This is a genomic window from Rhodococcus sp. 114MFTsu3.1, from assembly GCF_000383555.1.
Classification (GTDB): Bacteria; Actinomycetota; Actinomycetes; order Mycobacteriales; family Mycobacteriaceae; genus Rhodococcoides; species Rhodococcoides fascians_E.
In genome coordinates, this window is sequence record NZ_KB911546.1 from 500,298 (window position 1) to 519,138 (window position 18,841).

Here is an 18,841-nt window from a genome sequence, read left to right on the forward strand (position 1 = left end):
AAGACTTCGGGGACTTCTCGACCGGTCCGTCACAGACATTGGACCCACCCGTCGACCAGGCGCTGGTCAGTCGCGTCGCACAACTCGACCACGCCACCGAAGCATTGGCGGGGGCCCCTGAATTCTCCAAGACCACCAAGGTCAAACGTGTCCTCGACGCGCTGCATCGAGTTCTGTTGCAACGCGGTGGATGCGCTGCAGTCCGTGAACGTGCCGCAGCGTTGGACGAGGCGGGGCTGTTCACCGGTACCGACTGGGCGCATCCGGACATCCTGGTGCCCGGTTTCGTCGGGCCGTCCCTGCGCAGTGGTGTGATCGATACCGTCGTCCTCGAGGCAACGAGCGAGCTTCGGCTGGTAGCAATCGCTGCAGGCGAGTACACGCACCCCGCGGTCAGTGCCGAGGACGCGAAACACTTTCTGTCGCAAGTGTTGGCGATGAACCTCGAGGTGCTGTTCTCCGCACCGTCGGAGGCCGAGCGCGTGAAGCTCGGCCGGGTCGCGCACCTCATCCGAGATCTGTTCGGCTACGTCGCCGACCAGATCGGATACGACAGCGTCCTCGACAAATTGGGCGACGAGATCTGGCGGGTACTGCGGCAGCGGCCCATTCAGGTCGACCACATCAAAGCCATGGTGACCCGCATCGCGGTGTACCGCGAAGACCCCGAGGTGGATCTCGGGGCATCGGGGCAAGGTCTCGATCGATTGATCTCGGCATTGTTCGGTCCGACGGAGGCGTGCCGCGAGGATCCGGGCGTCGACGTGTATCGCTCACGCCTCGACGCCATGGACGCCGAGGGTCTCGAGTTCGAGGCTCGCGGGTTCGCCCGGGCCATGCACGACACCGGTCTGGTCTCGCCGTACCACGCGACGCTGGTTCGATTCCTGATCGAGCACAACACCTATCTGCTCGGTGAAGCACTCGGCGTCTCCGAAACCGGACGAACCTGCCTTCAGCGGTACCCGGAGCTGGTCCACTGCTTGATCGTCGAAGCCGTGCATCCCGATGCCGCGCAATGCCTGTACGGCATCGCCCTGATGCTCGACCGCGGCATCCTGCACCAACCGCCGATCGTGCCGTCGCTGTGGCGGCAGCTGGCGCTTCGACTGGAACCAGGCGTACGTCAGCGGCTCGTCGACGTGTTCGGCCCGACGCCGGAGCCCGAATCCCGTTTGCTCGGTGGGCTTCTGTCGATGCTCGGGCAACCGCTGGGCGTCGGGCAGGGCGACAATCCAACGTGCCAGTCCGCTCGCGCGCTGTCGATGTGGGCGTACAACGACCCGGACTACCTCCTGCAGATGGTGGTGTGGGCCGCGCGCGACGACGAGATCGTCATGCACTTCGAGGGGCAGCCACTGTCGTCGAAGGACAGCTCCGGTGGCGTGGCCACCACTGCTCCCCTCGACCTGGATCCTGTGTCGCAGCTCCTGGTTCCGCATCTGGATCGCATCTACGCAGAGATGATTCGTAGGTGCGCCGACCGCCCCGGGGATCCGCACAAGTGGGTCAACCCGGAGTTCCACGGCTGGTGGTCCGCACGCGGATTCAACATCGACGTCGATGTCGCAACGGGCAACCTGATCGACCTGGACGACTTCGTTCGGCAGTTCTACGCGTCGTACCATCTCGAATACAACGGGGGCCAACCGCTGGTGCATCCCCAGCCTGCAGGTGTCGCCGTCACCGACAGCGCCGCACGGTACATCGGGTGGCACGCCATCACGATCCTGCGCGTCGCCCCCGACCCCGACGCTGTCATGCGGGTCTACTTCTTCAACCCGAACAACGACAGCGGTCAGGACTGGGGCGACGGCGTCGTCGTCGGCACGGCCGGTAACGGCGAGAAAGCGGGCGAAGGCTCACTTCCGTTCGAGCAGTTCGCGTCTCGGCTGTACATCTTCCACACCGATCCGCTGGAGAACGGCGAGCCGGACAAGGTTCCCGCATCGGCAGTGCAGGACACCATCGGCTACATCGAACGCAGCTGGGGTGCAGACCGGATGCCGGGTACCGAGAGTTAGCACCGGATTTGCCTGTCAGCTTCGGAGCAGCCTACCCATCAGCGTCTCGAGTTGCTCCAATTCGTCGGCTGACAAATTCGCGAACTCTGCGGGCGGTGCGTTCAGTGCAGCATTCGCCCGGTCGGCCAGCTCACGTCCGGAGTCGGTGAGTTCGACGACCCGGCGCCTCCGGTCGGCAGGGTCTTCGGTGCGTACCACGTATCCCCGAGATTCCAACTCTTTCAGCGTCACCGAGAGATACGGCGGGTCGGTGTTCAGTCGTTCCGCGAGCGCTCCGGCCGACAGAGGGCCGGGCACCAGTCGCCGAAGTACCTTGCACCGATAGAAGCTCTCTCCTGTCGCCGCGACCACGGCGCGGTGCGGATCGGCTCGGTCGAAGACAAGCGTACGGATGTCACCCCACACGTCCTCCGCGCTCATGCCACGAGCTCCGACGACCGATCCGCAACCCGCTCTGCTGTGCCGCGAGCCCACGAACCGGTCGTGACGAAAGCAAGTGCGAGGACGATGATTCCGGCACCAGTCATGACGAACCACGCCGAACGGGCGGCGTCGACGAACCCGTCGGCGAAGGTGCCGACGAGACCGGCGGTGACGATCGACCCCACCACTGCGACACCGAGCGATTGGCCCACCTGCCGAGACGTCGATGCCACCGCCGACGCGACTCCTGCTTGGCTACGGGGCATTCCGGACACAGCGGTGTTGGTGATGGGTGCGTTGACCATCCCGAATCCGATACCGAACACGAGGTAGGGAAGAGCAAGCCACGCGAAGGACGTCGTCGCCGTCAGCTGGGTCAGCATCAGGGACGAAACGATGAAGCCGACTCCTGCCACCACCAGTGAGGTTCGAGGTCCGCGAGAACCGGTGAGCCGACCCGATATCGGCGCGAGGATCAGCGTCATCAACGCCATCGGGAGTGTGTAGAGGCCGGCGTGCAGCGGCGAATATCCGCGCACGTCCTGCAGATACAGCGTGTTGAGGAACAGAAATCCGCCGAGTGATCCGAACGCACACACGGCGATGACGGTCGCCCCGGAGAACGGAACGCTGCGGAAGAAGCTCAGTTCCACAAGGGGTTCGGTCCGATGAGTCTCCACGTACAGGAAACCGACGAGTGACGCCACAGCGCTGGTGGCAGTGGCAAGGATCGTCGGCGAAGACCATCCCTTCGTCGGCATCTCGATGATGGTGAACACAACGCTGGCAAGCAGCACGATCATCAACACCTGCCCGGCCGGGTCGAAGCGTCGTGCATGCGCTGCTTTGGATTCGGGAACGAATTTCCACGTCATGAACAGCGCGATCAGGCCGATCGGCACGTTCACCCAGAAGATCGACTCCCAACCCGCCGACGTGACCAGTGCGCCGCCGATGAGCGGGCCTCCCGCCATCGAGATTCCGACCACGCCACCCCACACTCCGATCGCTCCTGCGCGTTCTTTCGGATCGGTGAAGGTGTTGGTGATGATCGACATGGCCACCGGGTTCATCATCGACCCTCCGACGGCCTGCACCATGCGGAACGCGACGAGCCAGCCCAGCGACGGCGCGACACTGCACAGCAACGATCCCGCGATGAACAGTGCCGTACCGATCATGAAGAACTTCTTGCGGCCGAACCGGTCCGCACTCGACCCGCCGAGCATCAGCAGCGACGCCAGCACCAAGGTGTATGCGTCGATGATCCACTGGAGACCCGACACCGATGCCCGCAGGTCGGACCCGATCGCCGGCAGCGCGACGTTGACGATCGTGTTGTCGATGCTGACGAGAAACAAGCTCATGCAGCAGATTGCGAGCACCAGGTAGCGGTGCCGCTTGGTCAGTTCGCTCATCGAAGTCCAATACTTGTAGATACACAACTATTAGTTCGAGTATCGACCTCGGCAGGCCGCAACGCAAGTCAGCGGCGAACGACGAAAGCGGCCAGGGCCAACCCGATACAGGCGACGACCGCGGCCACGAGGGGACCGAGTCGGGGTTCGGCGTGAATCGACAGGGCACCGGCGAACGATCCCGCGACCAAGGCGGCAATTGCGCCCAGCCTGAGCGCAAGATGCTCGGTCCTGCCCCGGGCCAGGTCGTCGGCTATGTTGACCATCGTTCCGGTGACGAACGTCGAGGACAATCCTCCCTCGGGGAGTGACGAGCGCGCGACCACCGTCTGCAACGCCATCGCCGCCGCGGACATCGCCACCAGAGCGACGACGGCGCCTACATCGAGCCACCACGCCACGAGGGTGAGCACCTGGACGGCCGCAGCCGTCCCCAGCAACGGCAACGTCGGGACGCGCACGGAGCGGTGCGCGTAGCGGAACCCGGCCAGCAGAACCACGAAGAACACGGCGATGGCGATCGCGGCCCCGACCAGGCTGGCAAGGTAATCGTCCCGGCCGACCAGTCCGACGAGCACCAGATTGCCCGTCATGTTCGCGGTGAATACGCCGCCGAGTGCGAGGAAGGCGAACGCATCTGTCGCACCTGCGCCGAACGAGAGCATCAGAAGCAAGACCCCAGGTGAGTGAAAATGTGTCCCCCAGGACACATTTTCACTCACAGCCGGCGGCCCAGGACCGCCATCGTCGTCGACCACGCCAGCGCGAGAAGGTCACGGACCGCACCGAAGGACGACGCCGTCGACCAGACCGTGGTGACGCCCGACGGCGGCACCGGGCGTCCGTCGAACCGGTCCTGTAGCCAGTCGAGGGTGAGCGGCGCGGACAGGGGGTGCAGGGACAGATGTTCGCTGAGTCGGTCACGCAGGTACGTGACGTGGACCCCGTTGTCGAGGTAGCGGTCGACCTGTCCGTCCACATCGTCGACGGCAATGATCTGGTCGTGGACGGCCTGCACCACGAGCATCGGGACGGTGGGAGCGGTTCTACCGGGCTGAATAGCCTCGAACACCTCGAGGATTTCCGGTGTAGCCAGCAGATCCGCGAGCGGAATGTCGATGTACCTGTCCAGATCGTGCTTCGCGAGCTTGCGCACGGCAGCGACGGTGGTCAGGTCGTCCACCGACTCGAGCAACGCCAGCCCGTCGGCATTGACGTGGGCTCTGACCACCCTGTCCAGATCCGGGTACGTCCTACGCAACCCTTCGACCACCAAGGTGGGCAGACCGGCGTGCAACGTCGCGTTCAGCCTGGTGAAAGCCGACGCAGGATCGCCGACGGGTGAGCCGAGGGCCGCCCCGACCAGTGCGATCTCCGGTGCGTACTCGGGGGCCATCTCCGCAGCCCAGGACGTCGCGAGCCCTCCGCCCGAGTAGCCCCACAGACCGACCTTGGTGTCGTCGGTCAGTCCGGCCAGTGCGAACCGCAACGAGGCTCTGACCCCGTCGAGGATGAAGAAGCCGGGCTCACGGGGCGAGCCCCAGTGCCCGTCCGGACCCTCGTGGTCCGGGATCGAGATGACCCAGCCGCGGCGCAGCGCATGCAGCACCAGGACGAACTCGAATTGCGGAACCGCGCCCCACGCTTTTGCGCCCCGCTGCAGCGCGTACGACGGAAAGCACGTGGCCGACACCGCGTCGATCGCGCACTGATACGACAGGAGGCGCGGAGTTTCGGCAACCGCTCCGCGCTGCATCAAGACGGTGGTGACGCTGACCTGCGGCGATCCGTGGAGATCGGACGTCCGATACAGCAGTTGCCACGCGTCGACCTGCTGCGGAATCTTCCCGTACAGCGCCACCTCGACCTCACGGAACCGCAGGACATCACCCGGCGCAGCCTCCTCGAAGCCGTCGGGCGCGACGTAGAACGGGTCCGCATCCGGCCGTGCTGCCCGGTTCGGCCGCGGCATCTCCTGCGGTTCCCACGGAGATCTACCGGCTTTTTCGTCGACGACGCTCATCCCACACCCTTTGTCCGAGTCTCCGGGTCACACTAACCCCGGACCGGACGCCGCACGCCGTCGGCGTACCGCACCGGCACGCTCATCTGGACAATTCGGGAGCAAAACCCGCCGTCCGGTCGTACATTTCTTCCCATGACAACCACGTCGACGGCAACGCGCATGCGGCTCAACTGGATCACCCTCGTGATCGGTATCGCACTGACCGTATTGGCGATCTACGACATCACTCACGGCGAACGTTCCACCAGCGAGTGGATCGCCATCGTGTGTTGGCCCATCGTGGCAATCGGCAGCGCTGTCCAGTTGACGAGGCTCAGAAAGCTGTAGAACGCCGTTCAGCACTCTCTCGTCGCGGCGGACAGGCGTCTAAGATCCTCCGGAGGCGATTCGAGCAGCGGAAGTCGCACTGCCGCAGAGTCTATGACGCCGATCTCCGCCAGCGCTGCCTTGGCCATGATCGCGCCCTGAGACGTACGCATGACGGCGTCGGTGAGCGGGAGCAGTTCGTTCTGGATTCGACGAGCGGAGACGAGGTCACCTCGCCGCACCGCATCCGCGAGGGCCGCGTTCCGATCGCCGACGAGATTGCCCACCACACTGACGAGTCCTGTTGCGCCGATTGCCAAGTACGCCAGGTTGAGCTCGTCGATTCCGCAGTAGTAGGCGAGAGATGTCCGAGACATCACCGTCGCGGCCTCGTACAGGTCACCTTTGGCATCCTTGACCGCTCGGATTCGCGGATGCTCGGCCAGCAGAATCAACGATTCGGGCGAGAACGCCGTGCCGGACCGCGCCGGCACGTCGTACAACATCACCGGGAGATTCGTCGCGTCGGCGACGGCAGTGCAGTGCGCGACGATGCCCGCCTGCGTAGGCCGCGAGTAGTAGGGACAGACGACGAGCAGCCCGTCGGCGCCCGCCGCTTCCGCGCGACGAGCCCGCGCGACGCTGGCCGCGGTGTCGTAGGTTCCGACGCCGGCCGTCACCTTCGCTCGTCCGTCGACTCGCGACACCACCGCGGCGACGAGCTTCTCCGTCTCGGCGTCCGTGAGCGTGGGCGCCTCCCCCGCCGTGCCTGCGACGACGATGCCGTCGCACCCCGTGGCGACGAGATGGTCGACGAGCCTGCCGAGGGAGTGCTCGTCGAGCTCTCCATCCTTGGTCATCGGCGTCACCATGGCGACGCAGTTGGTGCCGAAGAGCTGTTCGGTGGTCATGCACAGAAGTGTGCGACGCAGTAAGCCTTCGGTCCAGCGATGGTTTTTCGCCGATAATGCGTAGCATCGCTTCATGGTCGACGTCGCATCGCTACATGCTCTGAGGTCAGTGGCCACCCTGGGCACCTTGGCGAAGGCCGCCGACGAACTCGGCTTCACGGCCTCTGCCGTCTCACAGCAGATCAAGCGACTCGAACGCCAGCTGGGTCTTCGGGTTCTCGCGCAGTCAGGGCGCGGTGTCGTGCTGACACCGGCAGGCCAGGCACTCGTCGACTCCTCTCCCGACGTCTTCGATGCACTGGAACGATGCGCCGAAGCCGCACGTTCCGTGGCCGACGGTGCACCGCGCGGCACTCTGCGGGTCGCAGCCTTCTCCACCGCCATCCGCGGTGTGCTTGCTCCGGCGATGCGCGCCCTCGGCGCGGCATGCCCACAGCTGAGCCTGCAGATCACCGAACAAGATCCAGACCGCGCGATTCACAGCGTCGATTCGGGTGTCGCCGACATCGCCCTCGTGCACGACGCAGACGGACTCATCGCCCCCACACCGCCGTCTCTGAACCGACGGTCGTTGCACACCGACATCGGCGACATCGTCGTCCATCGAGATCACCCACTCACCCGCGAAGTTCACCCGTTGCCCGCCTCCGCACTGACCGGTCTCACCTGGGTGACGAGTCCACCGGGAACCGTGTGCCACCAATGGTTTCGACGCGTCGTCGCCGACCTGCCGGACAGTCCCGACGTCCGGCACCTGGTCGACGACTTCTCCAGCCAACTCGCCTTGGTGGCGTCGACGAACGCCGTCGCACTCATCCCTCGACTCGCACGTCCCCCTTTGGGCGAACACCTTGTATCCCTCGAACTGCGTCGCCCACCAACCCGTGAACTGCACGCCGTCTGGCGCCGCAGTGCAGATTCCAGCCCGGCCATCCGAGCACTCGTCGACGCACTCGTTGCCACATAAACGACGCGGCGTGTGCCCGAGTCCGTGGCGGTGAAATCGACGCGCCGGGCCGGTCGGGCGGGCTGATGAGCCCTTCGATCGAAATCTGTTCCGGCAGAGCTACTTCGTTCATGGACTTGCCGTGCGATCAGCCGTTGCGAAGGAGCTCTTCGCGTCGTTCTTCCTTGCGCTCTTCGCGACGCTCGTCCTGACGGGCCTTCTCGTCGATGTCGGCCTGTACTTCGTCGCAGCGGAAGCTGCTGTACAGCAACTGCTCTGTCCCGTCGTCCTGGACGACCAGGCAGTAAGCGCCGCCGTTCATAGCCGGGACAAGTTCGGTCACCGTATCGGCCGTGGCGACTGCTGCGCCGGCAGCACCGAGCCCTCCGATCAAGGCAGCGACAGTGGCGGTGCGGATGGCGAGCTTCTTCATAATGACTCCTTCTATCGTGTTCTGCAGCTTGGCTTTCGGTCACTTACGATCTTGTCGTCGTCCGCTGTTCGGCAACAGTGCGCAGGATCACGAGCTCGGCTGACATCGTCACGGAATCGAGATGACATTCGTCATGGGCCGACGGATCGGCACCGCGTGGCTTAGTCTGTGCGTGACCGGAGGGCCGCCGAATCGAGGAGACGCCCATGAGCACCGACAGCTTCTGGAGCGACGCCGATCGCCACCTGATTCGTTACGGCGTGACGTTCACGCCCCGCATCATCGAACGGGCCGAAGGCACGTACGTGTACGACAGCGACGGCCAGGCAATACTGGACTTCACCTCGGGCCAGATGAGCGCAGTCCTCGGCCATTCCCACCCGGACATCGTTCGAGCGGTGTCGCAGTCCGTCGGATCGCTGGACCACCTCTTCAGCGGGATGTTGAGCAGACCCGTGGTCGACCTCGCCACCAAGCTCGCCGCCACCCTCCCGCCGGAACTCAGCAGGACGCTACTGCTCACCACCGGCGCGGAGGCCAACGAAGCGGCTCTGAAAATGGCCAAGTTGTACACCGGCGGATACGAGGTCGTCTCGTTCGATCGGTCCTGGCACGGTATGACGTCCGGCGCGGCGGCCGCGACCTTCTCCGCCGGACGACGAGGATACGGCCCGGTGATCCCCGGCAATCTGACCTTGCCGACGCCTGACTCCTACCGGCCTCGGTTTCGGCGTGCCGACGGCTCCTACGACTGGGAGACCGAGCTCGATTACGGCTTCTCGCTCATCGACAGACAGTCCACCGGCGCACTTGCGGCCTGTCTGGTCGAACCCATCCTGTCGTCCGGCGGCATCATCGATCCGCCCGTCGGCTACCTGGCACGGCTCAAAGAACTCTGTGTCGAACGCGGAATGCTGCTCGTTCTCGACGAAGCGCAAACCGGCCTCGGCCGCACCGGCCGGATGTATGCCTTCGAACGCGATGGGGTCTTCCCGGACATCCTGACTCTGTCCAAAACTCTCGGCGCAGGGCTTCCCGTCGCCGCGGTGATCACCGGCGACGAGATCGAGAACGTCTGCAACGACAAAGGTTTCCTGTTCCTGACCACCCACGCATCGGATCCGTTGGCTGCCACCGTCGCAAACACCGTGCTTGACGTCATCGAACGCGACGGACTCGTCGAGCAAGCCGCAAAACTCGGCGAACAGCTCTCCGACCGCCTCGACGCACTGCGCGACACCTACGAAGTCGTCGGCGACGTCCGGGGCCGTGGCCTGCTACGCGGACTCGAATTCGTCACCGACAAGGAGTCGAAGAACCCCGCCGACGACCTGGGCAAGAAAGTGACCACCGCCTGCCTGGAGCGTGGACTGCACCTCAATATCGTCCAGCTACCGGGAATGGGCGGCATCTTCCGCATCGCTCCCCCACTGACGACAACCGAAACCGAACTACACGACGGCATCGACATCCTCGACGCCTCCATCTCAGCCGTCCTGGCCGGTAGCTCTTCTTCCTGACGACCGGTCTCAGATCCTCGATCGGGTCACTGAGCTCAGGCGCAGGACCGAGCCGGGTACTTTCCGTAGAATTCACCGAGGGGTCCGCATGAACGGTCGTCGAATTGGTTCTTTGTCGCTTCGATTGGATGCTGCCTACTGTGCGGGGGCTGCACTGAGCATTGCAGCATGCTCGCGTTTCATCGCCGATCATCTGTCGGTCGGCCCATTCCCTGTTCTCCTCGTCGCCGCGCTCGTAGCGGTATGGGCGACACTTCTCTGGACAGGCACAGCACACGTCGCGTTACGTCCGATGCTGCTTGCCGTCATGTCGGCAAATGTCTTTGCCGCGTTGGGCATCGGTGTCTTGGCCTTCGCCGTTCCCAGCCTTGCGATGTCGCTTCTCGTTGCAGCCGTCGCCGTCGAAGTAGCCGCCTTCGCTCTCAGTCAGGCTCTGGCGTTTCAGGCGCTGTAGACCCAAACAGGTCGATGCCTTTATGGCCTGAATGTTGCGAGTAATGGCTCGAAGGCCACTGTTACGACGCTGAAAAGTCACCCATGATTGACAGACTGCCGTCGACGAAGGGGTTGCCATGGTCGGTCGAATCGACGAAGTCCATACGTTTCGGTCACGGGTGTCCGACGCAGATCTGGACGAACTCGTACGCAGATTGGCCGCAACGCGGTTCCCCGAACCCGAGACCGTTCGCGATTCGCTGCCGCGTTCACTCCGATGGAGTCAGGGTGTGCCGCTCGATGACCTCGTCGAAGTTGTTCGTTACTGGCACACAAGTTACGACTGGCGGTCCTTCGAATCGAGAGTCGCAGAAATCGGCCAGTTCTACACAACAATCGAGGGTCTCGAGATCCACTTTCTCCACCGACGCTCGAGCAGGCACGACGCCACCCCGCTGATAGTCACACACGGCTGGCCGGGCAGCATTGCCGAGTTCGTCGACGTTGTGGACAAGCTCGCAGAGCCCGTATCACCTGATTCTCCGGCCTTTCACGTCGTAGTCCCATCGCTGCCGGGATTCGGGTTCAGCGACAAACCGAGCTCCACAGGGTGGGGAACCGACCGGATCGCGACTGCCTGGGTCGAGCTGATGGACAGACTCGGCTACAGCAACTTTGTTGCGCACGGCGGCGATTGGGGAGGGATAATCACGACCATACTCGGCGGACGCTTCCCGGAACGCCTGTTGGGGATACACACAACTCTGGCCCAGCCTCCGCCGGGCGTGACGACCAACGGCCTCAACCCTGCAGAGCTCGAATGGGTATCACAGACAAAGGCTTTCAAAGTCGGAAGCATTGCTTACGCCAAGCAGCAGGCAACCCGCCCGCAAACCATCGGCTATTCCCTGGTCGATTCACCTGTGGGGCTGCTCGCGTGGATTCTCGACAAATTCGCTGAATGGACCGATAATCGAGACTCTCCGCTGGAATCGATTCCGCTGGACAAACTCCTCGACAACGTCACTCTCTACTGGCTCACACGGACCGGCGCCTCATCGGCTCGGATCTACTACGAGAGCCACGACTCACTCGATCCCGAACTACGCGTAGATGTCCCCGCCGCAATTACAACGTACCCCCGCGACATCGAGAAGAACCCACGACCATGGGCGGAGCAACGCTTTCGAAACATCGTCCATTGGCAAGAACCCGAGTCGGGTGGGCACTTCCCGTCATTGGAACGCCCCGACTATTTCGTCGCAGACCTGAGAGAAGGCCTGGCGGCCGTGATTCTGGCTACCGAACAGGGAAACAGCTGACGCCTCAGAAAGCGAGAGATTCGACAGGCGAAATCCTCGCCCACCGTGTTCCTCGCGGTTCTGGTGTAACACTTGCGTCGTGTGCAGGCGAAATCCCGCTTGCAGAATGCACAAGTGTCACACCCCGCCCAGCAAACCGCCTATCGACCGGGCGCGTTGATTCTCAGTCCGGGCGCCGAGGCGATGTCGGTCAGCTGGTCGATCGTCAACACCCCGACGGACGTCACTTCGATTCGCGTTTCATCCGGTGTAATGGCGACGACCCGTCGGGTATCCCCGCGATCCTGGACATCGAAGACGGCGCCGTCCTGGGACGTGACTCGCTCGTCGACCGTCCCAACGAAGCACGGGCCCGGTGGCTGGTCGGCGCGTCCAACGATTACATCCAGCAGACCAGTTCGACCGTCCGACGTAATCGTCCCGGATGCACCTGCATCGGCGGTCGAACCTGCGACACTGTAGGTCTCTCGGTCACCGGAGAATTCCAATCGCGAAGTGACGGAATTCGGTTCGACAACCGTACCTGCCGGCAACGCACCGACGAGCGCCTCGGTCATTCCATTCAATTTGCTGTCGGCAATCCACGGCTCGTCTGCACGAGCAACTTCAGCGCCCGTGGTGAATGCGTAGTTGATTCGCATCAGATCCTCTTCCTGAATCACCTCCTCGCAACCGGGAATCGCCAGATCGGTGGACGAAGAAGTGTCGGTGATCCCCGCAACCACTACTCCCGTTCCCACGATGGCTGCCACCACTGCGATATCGACCCATACGCCGCTGCGTCCTTTTTTGCTTCGCATGAACGGACCTTATCTGCGACGCTCAGAGGAAAATGAACTGACTCGGTCTGCCTTCGCGGACATAATGGCCGACGTGAACGGACTCGAAGTCGTCGTCGCGCACAGAGATCGCGCAACAGTACGTGTCGGCGACGTCTTCTTGAAAATCGACACCGATCCGTCGAACATCCACATCGAGGTCGATGCCATGGGTCGGGCGCCCGTCCCGACGCCGCACGTCCTGTGGCAACGCGCCCCTGTGCTCGCGCTCGGCGCTGTCCCGGGGACTCCACTCGGCAATCTCGGCACACCGGCAACGGCAACGCCGCGTTCCTGGGCCGCCGCCGGTGCGGCAATCCGCACTCTGCACCGCGCACCACTCCCATCACGGACCGGACCTAGCCCGGCCGCAATTTCGAACGAGCTCGACCGGGAATGCGCCTGGTTGAGGACCAGCGGTCTCGTGTCGAGTGAGATCGTCGAGATCAACCGTCGAATGGCCGCGAAAGCACTACGCCCATGGGCCCCTGCCTTCGTGCACGGGGACCTACAACCCTCCCACGTGTTCGTGTTGGACGACCGCGTGACCGGAGTGATCGACTGGTCTGAGGCCGCCCAAGGCGACGCTCTGTACGACCTGGCCACACTGACGATGGGACACCCGGAACACCTCCCAGACGTCCTCGAGGGATACGGGTCCGCCGTGGACAGGGAGGTCATCCGGGCATGGTGGTCGGTGCGAAGTCTCAGAGGAATTCGTTGGCTGCACGAGCACGGATTCGATCCAGCCGCCCCAGGGTGCGAAGTCGATGTCCTGATTCGCCTGGCGGGCCGGTGAGGAAGATTTTCGGATAAGCAACCTTCGTGTTCTAGTTGGTCCGTGACGTGGGTGGGAAGAGTGCTCGTTGTGTTCGCGGCACTTGGCGCTGTGGCGGGAGCTGCGGCGACGGTTCCGGTGATCGGAGTCGGCGGCTTCGTCGTCCCGGCCGTCGTCGGAGGACTGGCGGGCCTGTTCATCGGCGCGGGGGCGGTTGCGGGAGGGCACGTGGCGCTTGCGACCGATCGGATGTTGCCGGCACGCTCGGTACGGTTGTGGAAGCACCGGTTCGCGGTATGTTCGACAGCAGCGGTCGCTCTTCTCGCCCTCGGCGTGATGACGTGGGCGATGGCGAGTACAGGCGACATGTCGCTCGACCGGGCAGGTTTTCCGACGTCGGCCATAGTTCTTGTAGTGCTGCTGACCGCGAGTTACGTGTGTGCGTACACGGTTGCCCCGAACCGGAGGGAATCGACCTGGTCCTGACCGTACTCCGCGGTCAATCCAGCAGCACACCAGGATTGAGGATGCGGTGTGGGTCCCATGCGTTCTTGAGCAGCGCCATGGCTGCCAACTGCGTTTCACCACGTTGGCGGATCAGCCATCTACGTTTGGCTCGGCCGATGCCGTGTTCGGCGCTGATGGTGCCGTCGTGACTCAAAACCAGTTCCAGGACAGCATCTTCCAACGCTCCGGCAACGTCGTCTGCGAATGTACCGGCACCGGGCAGGATGTTGACATGGATGTTGCTCTCGGCGAAGTGACCGATCAGAACGGGCACAGCATCTATGTCGACTGAGTGGACTGCGTCCGTGATCGAGCCGACGAACTCTTCGAACCGCTCGGCTGGTACACCGACGTCGAGCTTGACGGGAACCCCAGCAGTAGAGATCGATTCGGTGATTCGCTCGCGGAACGACCACAGTGCCCGACGTTCCGCAGCGGATTCCGCGATCGCAATTCTGCTGCTGTCCAGCCCGCCGGACATCAACGCCTCCAGCACCGGCTCCGCGCCGACGAGAGAAGAACCCATCTCTGCGAACACCCAGAAACCCTCGGCGGGTAATGGCGTCGGTGTACCGGAGTGTTCCGCAACGCGGCTCACTGCGGCACCTTCGGCCCATTCGACGGCGTCGATCTGGGGCAGCTGCAGGATCGTCGGGAGGGCATCGACAGCGGCTCGGACGTCGGGGAACGACATCGCTATCACCAAGTGGTCGGTCAGCGGACGGACCAACTTCCAAGTGACGTCGGTGATGACGGCGAGCGTTCCTTCGGATCCGATCAGCAGATTCGTCAGATCGTAGCCCGTGTTGTCCTTCACCAGCGATGTCCCACGGTCGACGATATCGCCACTCGGCAAGACGGCTCGGAGTCCTGAAATACGATGGCGAGCCGAGCCGTAGCGCAACACGCGTGCCCCACCTGCGTTGGCCGATGCGGCGCCGCCGACGGTGGCCGACTCTCCCGACGCCAGTGACAAACCAGCGGTGTAGCCCGCCTCGGCGGCAAGCGTTTCGAGCTCGACGAGAGTGACACCGGCCCCGACCGTGACGGAACCGTCCGCCGAGACCGGTCCGTGTGAGCGCAACGCACGCGTCGACAGAACCACACTTCCATCGGACGGAACAGCACCTCCGACGAGCCCGGTGTTGCCGCCTTGCACCGTCACCGCAACCCCGTGCTGGGTGCAGGCTCTCAACACGTCCGCAACTTGCTCTGCAGACTCGGGGCGCACCACCGCACGCGGTCGTCCACTCCAACGCCGAGTCCAATCGACCGAATACGAGGCCATGACGTCGGCGTCTCGCGAAACCCGTCCCGGGGCGGCGGCGTCGAGCACGTCATCGAACTCCATACTTCGAAGGGTAGTGCGTCGACCGCTACACGGCCCGAACGCGGGAGTTCAACCTGCGCACACGACCCGCTTCGTCATGACGATCTCGAGCTCGTCCGGCGCCAAGGGATAGGGAACGGTCTCACCTGTGGTTGCGAACCCCATGCGTCGGTAGAAGGCTTGCGCCCGCCCGTTCGCCTCGTGGACTTCCAGGGTCAAGGTACGGTGCCCTTGCCGGTACACCCACTGCTCGATTTCGCGCAACAGTGCGTCGGCGACGCCCCCTCCACGCGCCGTCGGCGACACGTAGACGCCGAGCAGGAAGACTTTGCCGTCCTCGATGCGTGCGCGCATGATTCCGAGCCACGCGTCCGTGTCGTCCACTGCAGCGAAGCCGCAGGACAACGCCGAGTTCGTGCTCTCGGCGCGCTGTTGCCACTGGTTGTCGGTCTGGGCCGTCGCGGAGTCGAGCGTCTCGACGAAGGCCTTCGGTGAATCCGCCAGCATCTCCAACCGCTGATCGCGGAACGACTGCCAGGATCGTCCGTCGACAGGCATTATGCGGAAAGACACAGCGACCAGACTAACCGAGCGCCACCCTCGGCACTGCTACATTTTTCTGCAGGCGACTGGCGAAGGATGGGTCACCATCAGGGAGCCTGTGAACACGAAACATCGTCCGCCTGGGTGTTTCACCGATACCGGTGAAAGAGAGGACCCATGCTCGACGTGCGGGCCGCCCGAACAAACGATGCACCAGCTATTTTGGCTCTTCGACATGCTGCCGAGGACTGGCTGGCATCCCGCTCGATCGACCAGTGGTCTCCGGGTGAAGTTCCGCTGTCCACCGTTCGACTGCAGGTCTCGCGCGGTGAGTTCGTCGTCGCTCGGTATCCCGGGTCGTCGCCAATCGTGGCCGCAATGCGCACGATACGGTCGGACCCCGAGATCTGGCCCGACGACGGCGACGCGTTGTACGTACACGGACTCGTCATCGATCGCTGTCATGCGGGCACCGGCCTGGGTGCAGCCATGCTCGACCACGCGGCCCGCTCGGCAGCCGACGCAGGCATCTCGCGTGTTCGATTGGATTGCGCCGAAACCAATCCCACGCTCCGCCGGTACTACCTCGGTCAAGGTTTCACCGAAGTCGGTCGTCGCGAATTCGAGGACGGAAAATGGTTCAGCGTGACACTCTTCGAGAAACGTCTGAAGACGTGGCCATAGGCCTACTTTCGCGCTCGCAGTCTTTCGGGAGATGATCGCGTTCGCACGGTCATCGCTGCGCATACAACGACGACTGCACCACCCAGCGCCGACGACCAAGTCAAGTACTCGTGAAGAATGACTGCAGCCCAACCAAGACTCAGAACGGGCTGAACAAGTTGAACCTGGCTGACGTTGGTGATCGGACCGATGGCGAGGCCTCTGTACCATGCGAAGAAACCCAGATACATGCTGATCGAAGCCAAGTAGCCGAACGCAGCCCAGGCCTTCGGCTCGATCTCGGACAATCCGTCGAGCGATAAGAATGTCAACGGGACCGTTACCGGCAAAGCCACTATCAAAGCCCACGACACCGTCTGCCACGATCCCAATTCCCTTGACAGTAGCCCGCCTTCGGCGTACCCGATGGCCGCACTGACGACAGCGGCCAGCAGCAGTAGGTCGGACCATTGCGGCACAGACCATCCTCCGCTCCTCACGACAGAGAACCCCAACGCCGCCGTCGCCCCGAGAACAGCCATGAGCCAGAATGCTGTACGGACCTTCTCCTTGCCTCGCGCGACTGCGACCACTGCGGTGGTGGCGGGCAGAAGTGCGATGACTATTGCGCTGTGGCTGGCAGAGGCGGTCGTCAGGGCATACGAGGTCAGCAGTGGAAATCCGACCACCACGCCAGAGGCGATGACAGCCAGACGAGCCCACTGCATCCCGTTCGGTAGCCGCTGCCGAGTAGCTCCCAGCACCAGGACGGCGAGCGCGGCAGCGACTACGGCGCGCCCTACCCCCGCGAACAACGCCGGCATGCCGCCCAGGACGGCCACACGAGTGAGAGGAACTGTCAGGGAGAACGCCACGACACCGACTAACCCCCACAGAATTCCCGGGCCGGGTACGTACGATATCGCCGATGCGCGGTTACAAGTAGCGCTACTATGGGGGCTCATGTCTGACGATAGCAGTTCGCGGATCGTTGCATCCCTACGTCGATGGATCGCCTCCGCCCCACCTGGCGCGCAGCTGCCGTCCACGCGCTCTCTCGTCGTCGAACACAGTGCAAGTCCGGTGACCGTACAGAAAGCGCTTCGCGTCCTGGTATCGCAGGGGGTGGTCGAGAGCAGGCCCGGCGTGGGCACGTTCGTGCGTGAGAACACATCGGTCCGAGCCAACGATTATAGTTGGCAAACCGCCGCACTCGGCGCCCCCGTGACACGGCTCAAACTACCGGCAGCGCTTCAGTCGCCGTCGAACGACGTGGTCTCACTTCACTCGGGTTACCCGGACCGAACGTTGCTGCCGGAGAAGCTCGTACGTAGTGCTTTCGCCCGGGCTGTACGAAGTGACGCCATTGTCGATCGACCACCGACCGCAGGTCTACCCGAGCTGCAATCATGGTTCGCTCGAGAACTCGCGTCGATCACTTCCCCCGGAATCAATCCACCGTCGTCGAGCGACGTGACGGTGATACCCGGCAGTCAGACAGGCCTGAGCACTGCGTTCAGAGCACTGGTCGGAGCGGGCCGGCCTTTACTGATGGAGTCGCCGACGTACTGGGGCGCAATCCTGGCAGCAGCCCAGGCCGGCGTCGATGTCGTTCCTGTTCCTTCCGGATTCACCGGGCCCGACCCTGAGGAACTTCGACGAGCGTTCGAGAGCACCGGTGCTCGCGCGTTCTATGCCCAACCCAACTTCGCGAGCCCGACCGGCGCGTTGTGGAAACCGGAACTCGCGGAGAAGGTTCTGAAGATCGCCGAACAACATGGGGCGTTCATCATCGAAGACGACTCTGCTCATGACTTCGGAATTTCGGCGCACCCGAGCCCCCTGGCAGCCCGAGACGACACAGGACGTGTCGTGTATTCGCGAGCATTGACCAAGAGCGTGTCACCCGCGGTGCGGGTTGCAGCAATCATCGCCCGCGGACCCGCTCGGGAACGGATCATCGCGGACACGAGCGCGGAGTCCATGTACGTGAGTTCGATTCTTCAGACCGTCGCCTTGGACGTCGTCACTCAGCCGGCATGGCGGACGCATCTCACTCGTCTCCACAGTCAATTGGCCGCCCGCCGCGATCTTCTCGTGACGAGCATCGAAGAGCACGTTCCAACGGGGAAACTCGAAGGCATACCGGCAGGTGGACTGAACCTGTGGCTGAGGCTCCCCGACGAGACGGATCTCGACGTCGTGGTCTCCGAGTGCAGGTCGGCTGGCGTCATCGTCGGCGCAGGAGACGACTACTTCCCGGCCGAACCAACAGGAAAGTATCTTCGCCTCAACTTCGCAGGTCGGAACCCCGGTGACTACCCGATTGCCGCACGCGAAATTGGCTCGGCTGTCGAGCGCTCTCGGTCTTCGACCTCCCGATTGTGAACGGGCTCAGTACTCTTCGATCGAGCTGCACTGGACGAAGCCCGTGACAG

At 63.5% G+C, this 18,841-nt stretch carries 20 protein-coding genes and 1 riboswitch; of the genes, 10 read left to right on the plus strand and 10 right to left on the minus strand.

Annotated features, from left to right (window positions below):
* Positions 1-38: 38 nt before the first annotated feature.
* Complete coding sequence (locus H292_RS0108255; protein ID WP_019662780.1) at positions 39-2,024, plus strand: hypothetical protein; 1,986 nt, start codon at positions 39-41, stop codon at positions 2,022-2,024.
* Between the two features lie 15 nt (positions 2,025-2,039).
* Here H292_RS0108255 and H292_RS0108260 read toward each other — a convergent pair whose 3' ends face one another.
* The 4 genes from H292_RS0108260 to H292_RS0108275 form a co-directional block, all read right to left on the minus strand.
* On the minus strand, positions 2,040-2,444 hold the full coding sequence (locus H292_RS0108260; RefSeq protein WP_020111082.1) for a MarR family winged helix-turn-helix transcriptional regulator: 405 nt from the start codon (positions 2,442-2,444) through the stop codon (positions 2,040-2,042).
* Positions 2,441-3,865: an MFS transporter gene (locus H292_RS0108265; protein ID WP_020111083.1), complete on the minus strand. Its 1,425-nt coding sequence runs from the start codon at positions 3,863-3,865 to the stop codon at positions 2,441-2,443. Before H292_RS0108265 ends, H292_RS0108260 begins: the two co-directional genes overlap by 4 nt.
* A gap of 68 nt (positions 3,866-3,933) precedes the next feature.
* Entirely contained in the window at positions 3,934-4,530 is a 597-nt protein-coding gene (locus tag H292_RS0108270; RefSeq protein ID WP_141217840.1) for a YoaK family protein, read from the minus strand.
* Positions 4,531-4,583: 53 nt separating this feature from the next.
* Positions 4,584-5,888 carry a lipase family protein gene (locus H292_RS0108275; RefSeq protein ID WP_020111085.1) on the minus strand — a complete coding sequence of 435 codons (1,305 nt, stop codon included), beginning with the start codon at positions 5,886-5,888 and terminating at the stop codon, positions 4,584-4,586.
* A 135-nt stretch (positions 5,889-6,023) separates the two neighbouring features.
* Here H292_RS0108275 and H292_RS28095 point away from each other — a divergent pair, with 135 nt between their 5' ends.
* Positions 6,024-6,218 (plus strand): hypothetical protein, encoded by a 195-nt coding sequence (locus H292_RS28095; RefSeq protein WP_141215417.1) that lies wholly within the window; start codon positions 6,024-6,026, stop codon positions 6,216-6,218.
* An 8-nt stretch (positions 6,219-6,226) separates the two neighbouring features.
* On the opposite strand, the gene dapA is transcribed toward H292_RS28095, so the two are convergent.
* Positions 6,227-7,108, minus strand: a complete 882-nt coding sequence (dapA, locus tag H292_RS0108285; protein WP_020111086.1) for a 4-hydroxy-tetrahydrodipicolinate synthase — start codon at positions 7,106-7,108, stop codon at positions 6,227-6,229.
* A gap of 73 nt (positions 7,109-7,181) precedes the next feature.
* On the opposite strand from dapA, the gene H292_RS0108290 reads away from it, so the two are divergent.
* Positions 7,182-8,075, plus strand: coding sequence for a LysR family transcriptional regulator (locus H292_RS0108290; protein WP_020111087.1), 894 nt, complete (start codon positions 7,182-7,184; stop codon positions 8,073-8,075).
* A gap of 127 nt (positions 8,076-8,202) precedes the next feature.
* Here the strand turns inward: H292_RS0108290 and H292_RS0108295 are convergent, their stop codons facing one another.
* A complete protein-coding gene (locus H292_RS0108295; RefSeq protein ID WP_020111088.1) occupies positions 8,203-8,487 on the minus strand; it encodes a hypothetical protein in 285 nt (94 codons plus the stop codon).
* A gap of 206 nt (positions 8,488-8,693) precedes the next feature.
* On the opposite strand from H292_RS0108295, the gene H292_RS0108305 reads away from it, so the two are divergent.
* From H292_RS0108305 to H292_RS0108315, 3 genes are all read left to right on the plus strand, one after another.
* The gene (locus tag H292_RS0108305; RefSeq protein WP_020111090.1) at positions 8,694-10,007 is read left to right on the plus strand and encodes an aspartate aminotransferase family protein; all 1,314 of its coding nucleotides are present in this window, start codon (positions 8,694-8,696) and stop codon (positions 10,005-10,007) included.
* Between the two features lie 88 nt (positions 10,008-10,095).
* Entirely contained in the window at positions 10,096-10,461 is a 366-nt protein-coding gene (locus H292_RS0108310; protein WP_141216198.1) for a hypothetical protein, read from the plus strand.
* Between the two features lie 118 nt (positions 10,462-10,579).
* Positions 10,580-11,764 (plus strand): epoxide hydrolase family protein, encoded by a 1,185-nt coding sequence (locus H292_RS0108315; RefSeq protein WP_027498684.1) that lies wholly within the window; start codon positions 10,580-10,582, stop codon positions 11,762-11,764.
* 140 nt (positions 11,765-11,904) lie between these two features.
* On the opposite strand, the gene H292_RS0108320 is transcribed toward H292_RS0108315, so the two are convergent.
* A complete protein-coding gene (locus H292_RS0108320; protein ID WP_019667591.1) occupies positions 11,905-12,564 on the minus strand; it encodes a hypothetical protein in 660 nt (219 codons plus the stop codon).
* Positions 12,565-12,628: 64 nt separating this feature from the next.
* Here H292_RS0108320 and H292_RS0108325 point away from each other — a divergent pair, with 64 nt between their 5' ends.
* Entirely contained in the window at positions 12,629-13,381 is a 753-nt protein-coding gene (locus tag H292_RS0108325) for a phosphotransferase family protein (RefSeq protein WP_020111094.1), read from the plus strand.
* A 69-nt stretch (positions 13,382-13,450) separates the two neighbouring features.
* Positions 13,451-13,846 (plus strand): hypothetical protein, encoded by a 396-nt coding sequence (locus H292_RS0108330; protein ID WP_141216197.1) that lies wholly within the window; start codon positions 13,451-13,453, stop codon positions 13,844-13,846.
* Between the two features lie 13 nt (positions 13,847-13,859).
* On the opposite strand, the gene H292_RS0108335 is transcribed toward H292_RS0108330, so the two are convergent.
* Both H292_RS0108335 and H292_RS0108340 read right to left on the minus strand, forming a co-directional pair.
* The gene (locus H292_RS0108335; protein ID WP_020111096.1) at positions 13,860-15,218 is read right to left on the minus strand and encodes an FAD-binding oxidoreductase; all 1,359 of its coding nucleotides are present in this window, start codon (positions 15,216-15,218) and stop codon (positions 13,860-13,862) included.
* 48 nt (positions 15,219-15,266) lie between these two features.
* On the minus strand, positions 15,267-15,770 hold the full coding sequence (locus H292_RS0108340) for a GNAT family N-acetyltransferase (protein ID WP_230594344.1): 504 nt from the start codon (positions 15,768-15,770) through the stop codon (positions 15,267-15,269).
* Positions 15,771-15,812: 42 nt separating this feature from the next.
* Positions 15,813-15,893: riboswitch (ZMP/ZTP riboswitch) on the plus strand.
* 24 nt (positions 15,894-15,917) lie between these two features.
* Between H292_RS0108340 and H292_RS0108345 the strand changes: the two genes are divergently transcribed.
* Entirely contained in the window at positions 15,918-16,424 is a 507-nt protein-coding gene (locus tag H292_RS0108345; protein ID WP_020111098.1) for a GNAT family N-acetyltransferase, read from the plus strand.
* A gap of 2 nt (positions 16,425-16,426) precedes the next feature.
* Here H292_RS0108345 and H292_RS0108350 read toward each other — a convergent pair whose 3' ends face one another.
* Entirely contained in the window at positions 16,427-17,368 is a 942-nt protein-coding gene (locus H292_RS0108350) for a DMT family transporter (protein ID WP_027498687.1), read from the minus strand.
* Between H292_RS0108350 and H292_RS0108355 the strand changes: the two genes are divergently transcribed.
* Positions 17,367-18,791: an aminotransferase-like domain-containing protein gene (locus H292_RS0108355; protein ID WP_027498688.1), complete on the plus strand. Its 1,425-nt coding sequence runs from the start codon at positions 17,367-17,369 to the stop codon at positions 18,789-18,791. The genes H292_RS0108350 and H292_RS0108355 overlap by 2 nt on opposite strands.
* The last annotated feature ends 50 nt before the right edge of the window (positions 18,792-18,841 follow it).

Excerpts from the sequence above, each read along its gene's own strand:
- H292_RS0108260 (WP_020111082.1), bottom strand. The coding sequence starts at position 2,444 with ATGAGCGCGGAGGACGTGTGGGGTGACATCCGTACGCTTGTCTTCGAC.
- H292_RS0108265 (WP_020111083.1), bottom strand. The coding sequence starts at position 3,865 with ATGAGCGAACTGACCAAGCGGCACCGCTACCTGGTGCTCGCAATCTGC.
- H292_RS0108270 (WP_141217840.1), bottom strand. The coding sequence starts at position 4,530 with ATGCTCTCGTTCGGCGCAGGTGCGACAGATGCGTTCGCCTTCCTCGCA.
- H292_RS0108275 (WP_020111085.1), bottom strand. The coding sequence starts at position 5,888 with ATGAGCGTCGTCGACGAAAAAGCCGGTAGATCTCCGTGGGAACCGCAG.
- H292_RS28095 (WP_141215417.1), top strand. The coding sequence starts at position 6,024 with ATGACAACCACGTCGACGGCAACGCGCATGCGGCTCAACTGGATCACC.
- dapA (WP_020111086.1), bottom strand. The coding sequence starts at position 7,108 with ATGACCACCGAACAGCTCTTCGGCACCAACTGCGTCGCCATGGTGACG.
- H292_RS0108290 (WP_020111087.1), top strand. The coding sequence starts at position 7,182 with ATGGTCGACGTCGCATCGCTACATGCTCTGAGGTCAGTGGCCACCCTG.
- H292_RS0108295 (WP_020111088.1), bottom strand. The coding sequence starts at position 8,487 with ATGAAGAAGCTCGCCATCCGCACCGCCACTGTCGCTGCCTTGATCGGA.
- H292_RS0108305 (WP_020111090.1), top strand. The coding sequence starts at position 8,694 with ATGAGCACCGACAGCTTCTGGAGCGACGCCGATCGCCACCTGATTCGT.
- H292_RS0108310 (WP_141216198.1), top strand. The coding sequence starts at position 10,096 with ATGAACGGTCGTCGAATTGGTTCTTTGTCGCTTCGATTGGATGCTGCC.
- H292_RS0108315 (WP_027498684.1), top strand. The coding sequence starts at position 10,580 with ATGGTCGGTCGAATCGACGAAGTCCATACGTTTCGGTCACGGGTGTCC.
- H292_RS0108320 (WP_019667591.1), bottom strand. The coding sequence starts at position 12,564 with ATGCGAAGCAAAAAAGGACGCAGCGGCGTATGGGTCGATATCGCAGTG.
- H292_RS0108325 (WP_020111094.1), top strand. The coding sequence starts at position 12,629 with ATGGCCGACGTGAACGGACTCGAAGTCGTCGTCGCGCACAGAGATCGC.
- H292_RS0108335 (WP_020111096.1), bottom strand. The coding sequence starts at position 15,218 with ATGGAGTTCGATGACGTGCTCGACGCCGCCGCCCCGGGACGGGTTTCG.
- H292_RS0108345 (WP_020111098.1), top strand. The coding sequence starts at position 15,918 with ATGCTCGACGTGCGGGCCGCCCGAACAAACGATGCACCAGCTATTTTG.
- H292_RS0108355 (WP_027498688.1), top strand. The coding sequence starts at position 17,367 with ATGTCTGACGATAGCAGTTCGCGGATCGTTGCATCCCTACGTCGATGG.
- H292_RS0108350 (WP_027498687.1), bottom strand. The coding sequence starts at position 17,368 with ATGAGCCCCCATAGTAGCGCTACTTGTAACCGCGCATCGGCGATATCG.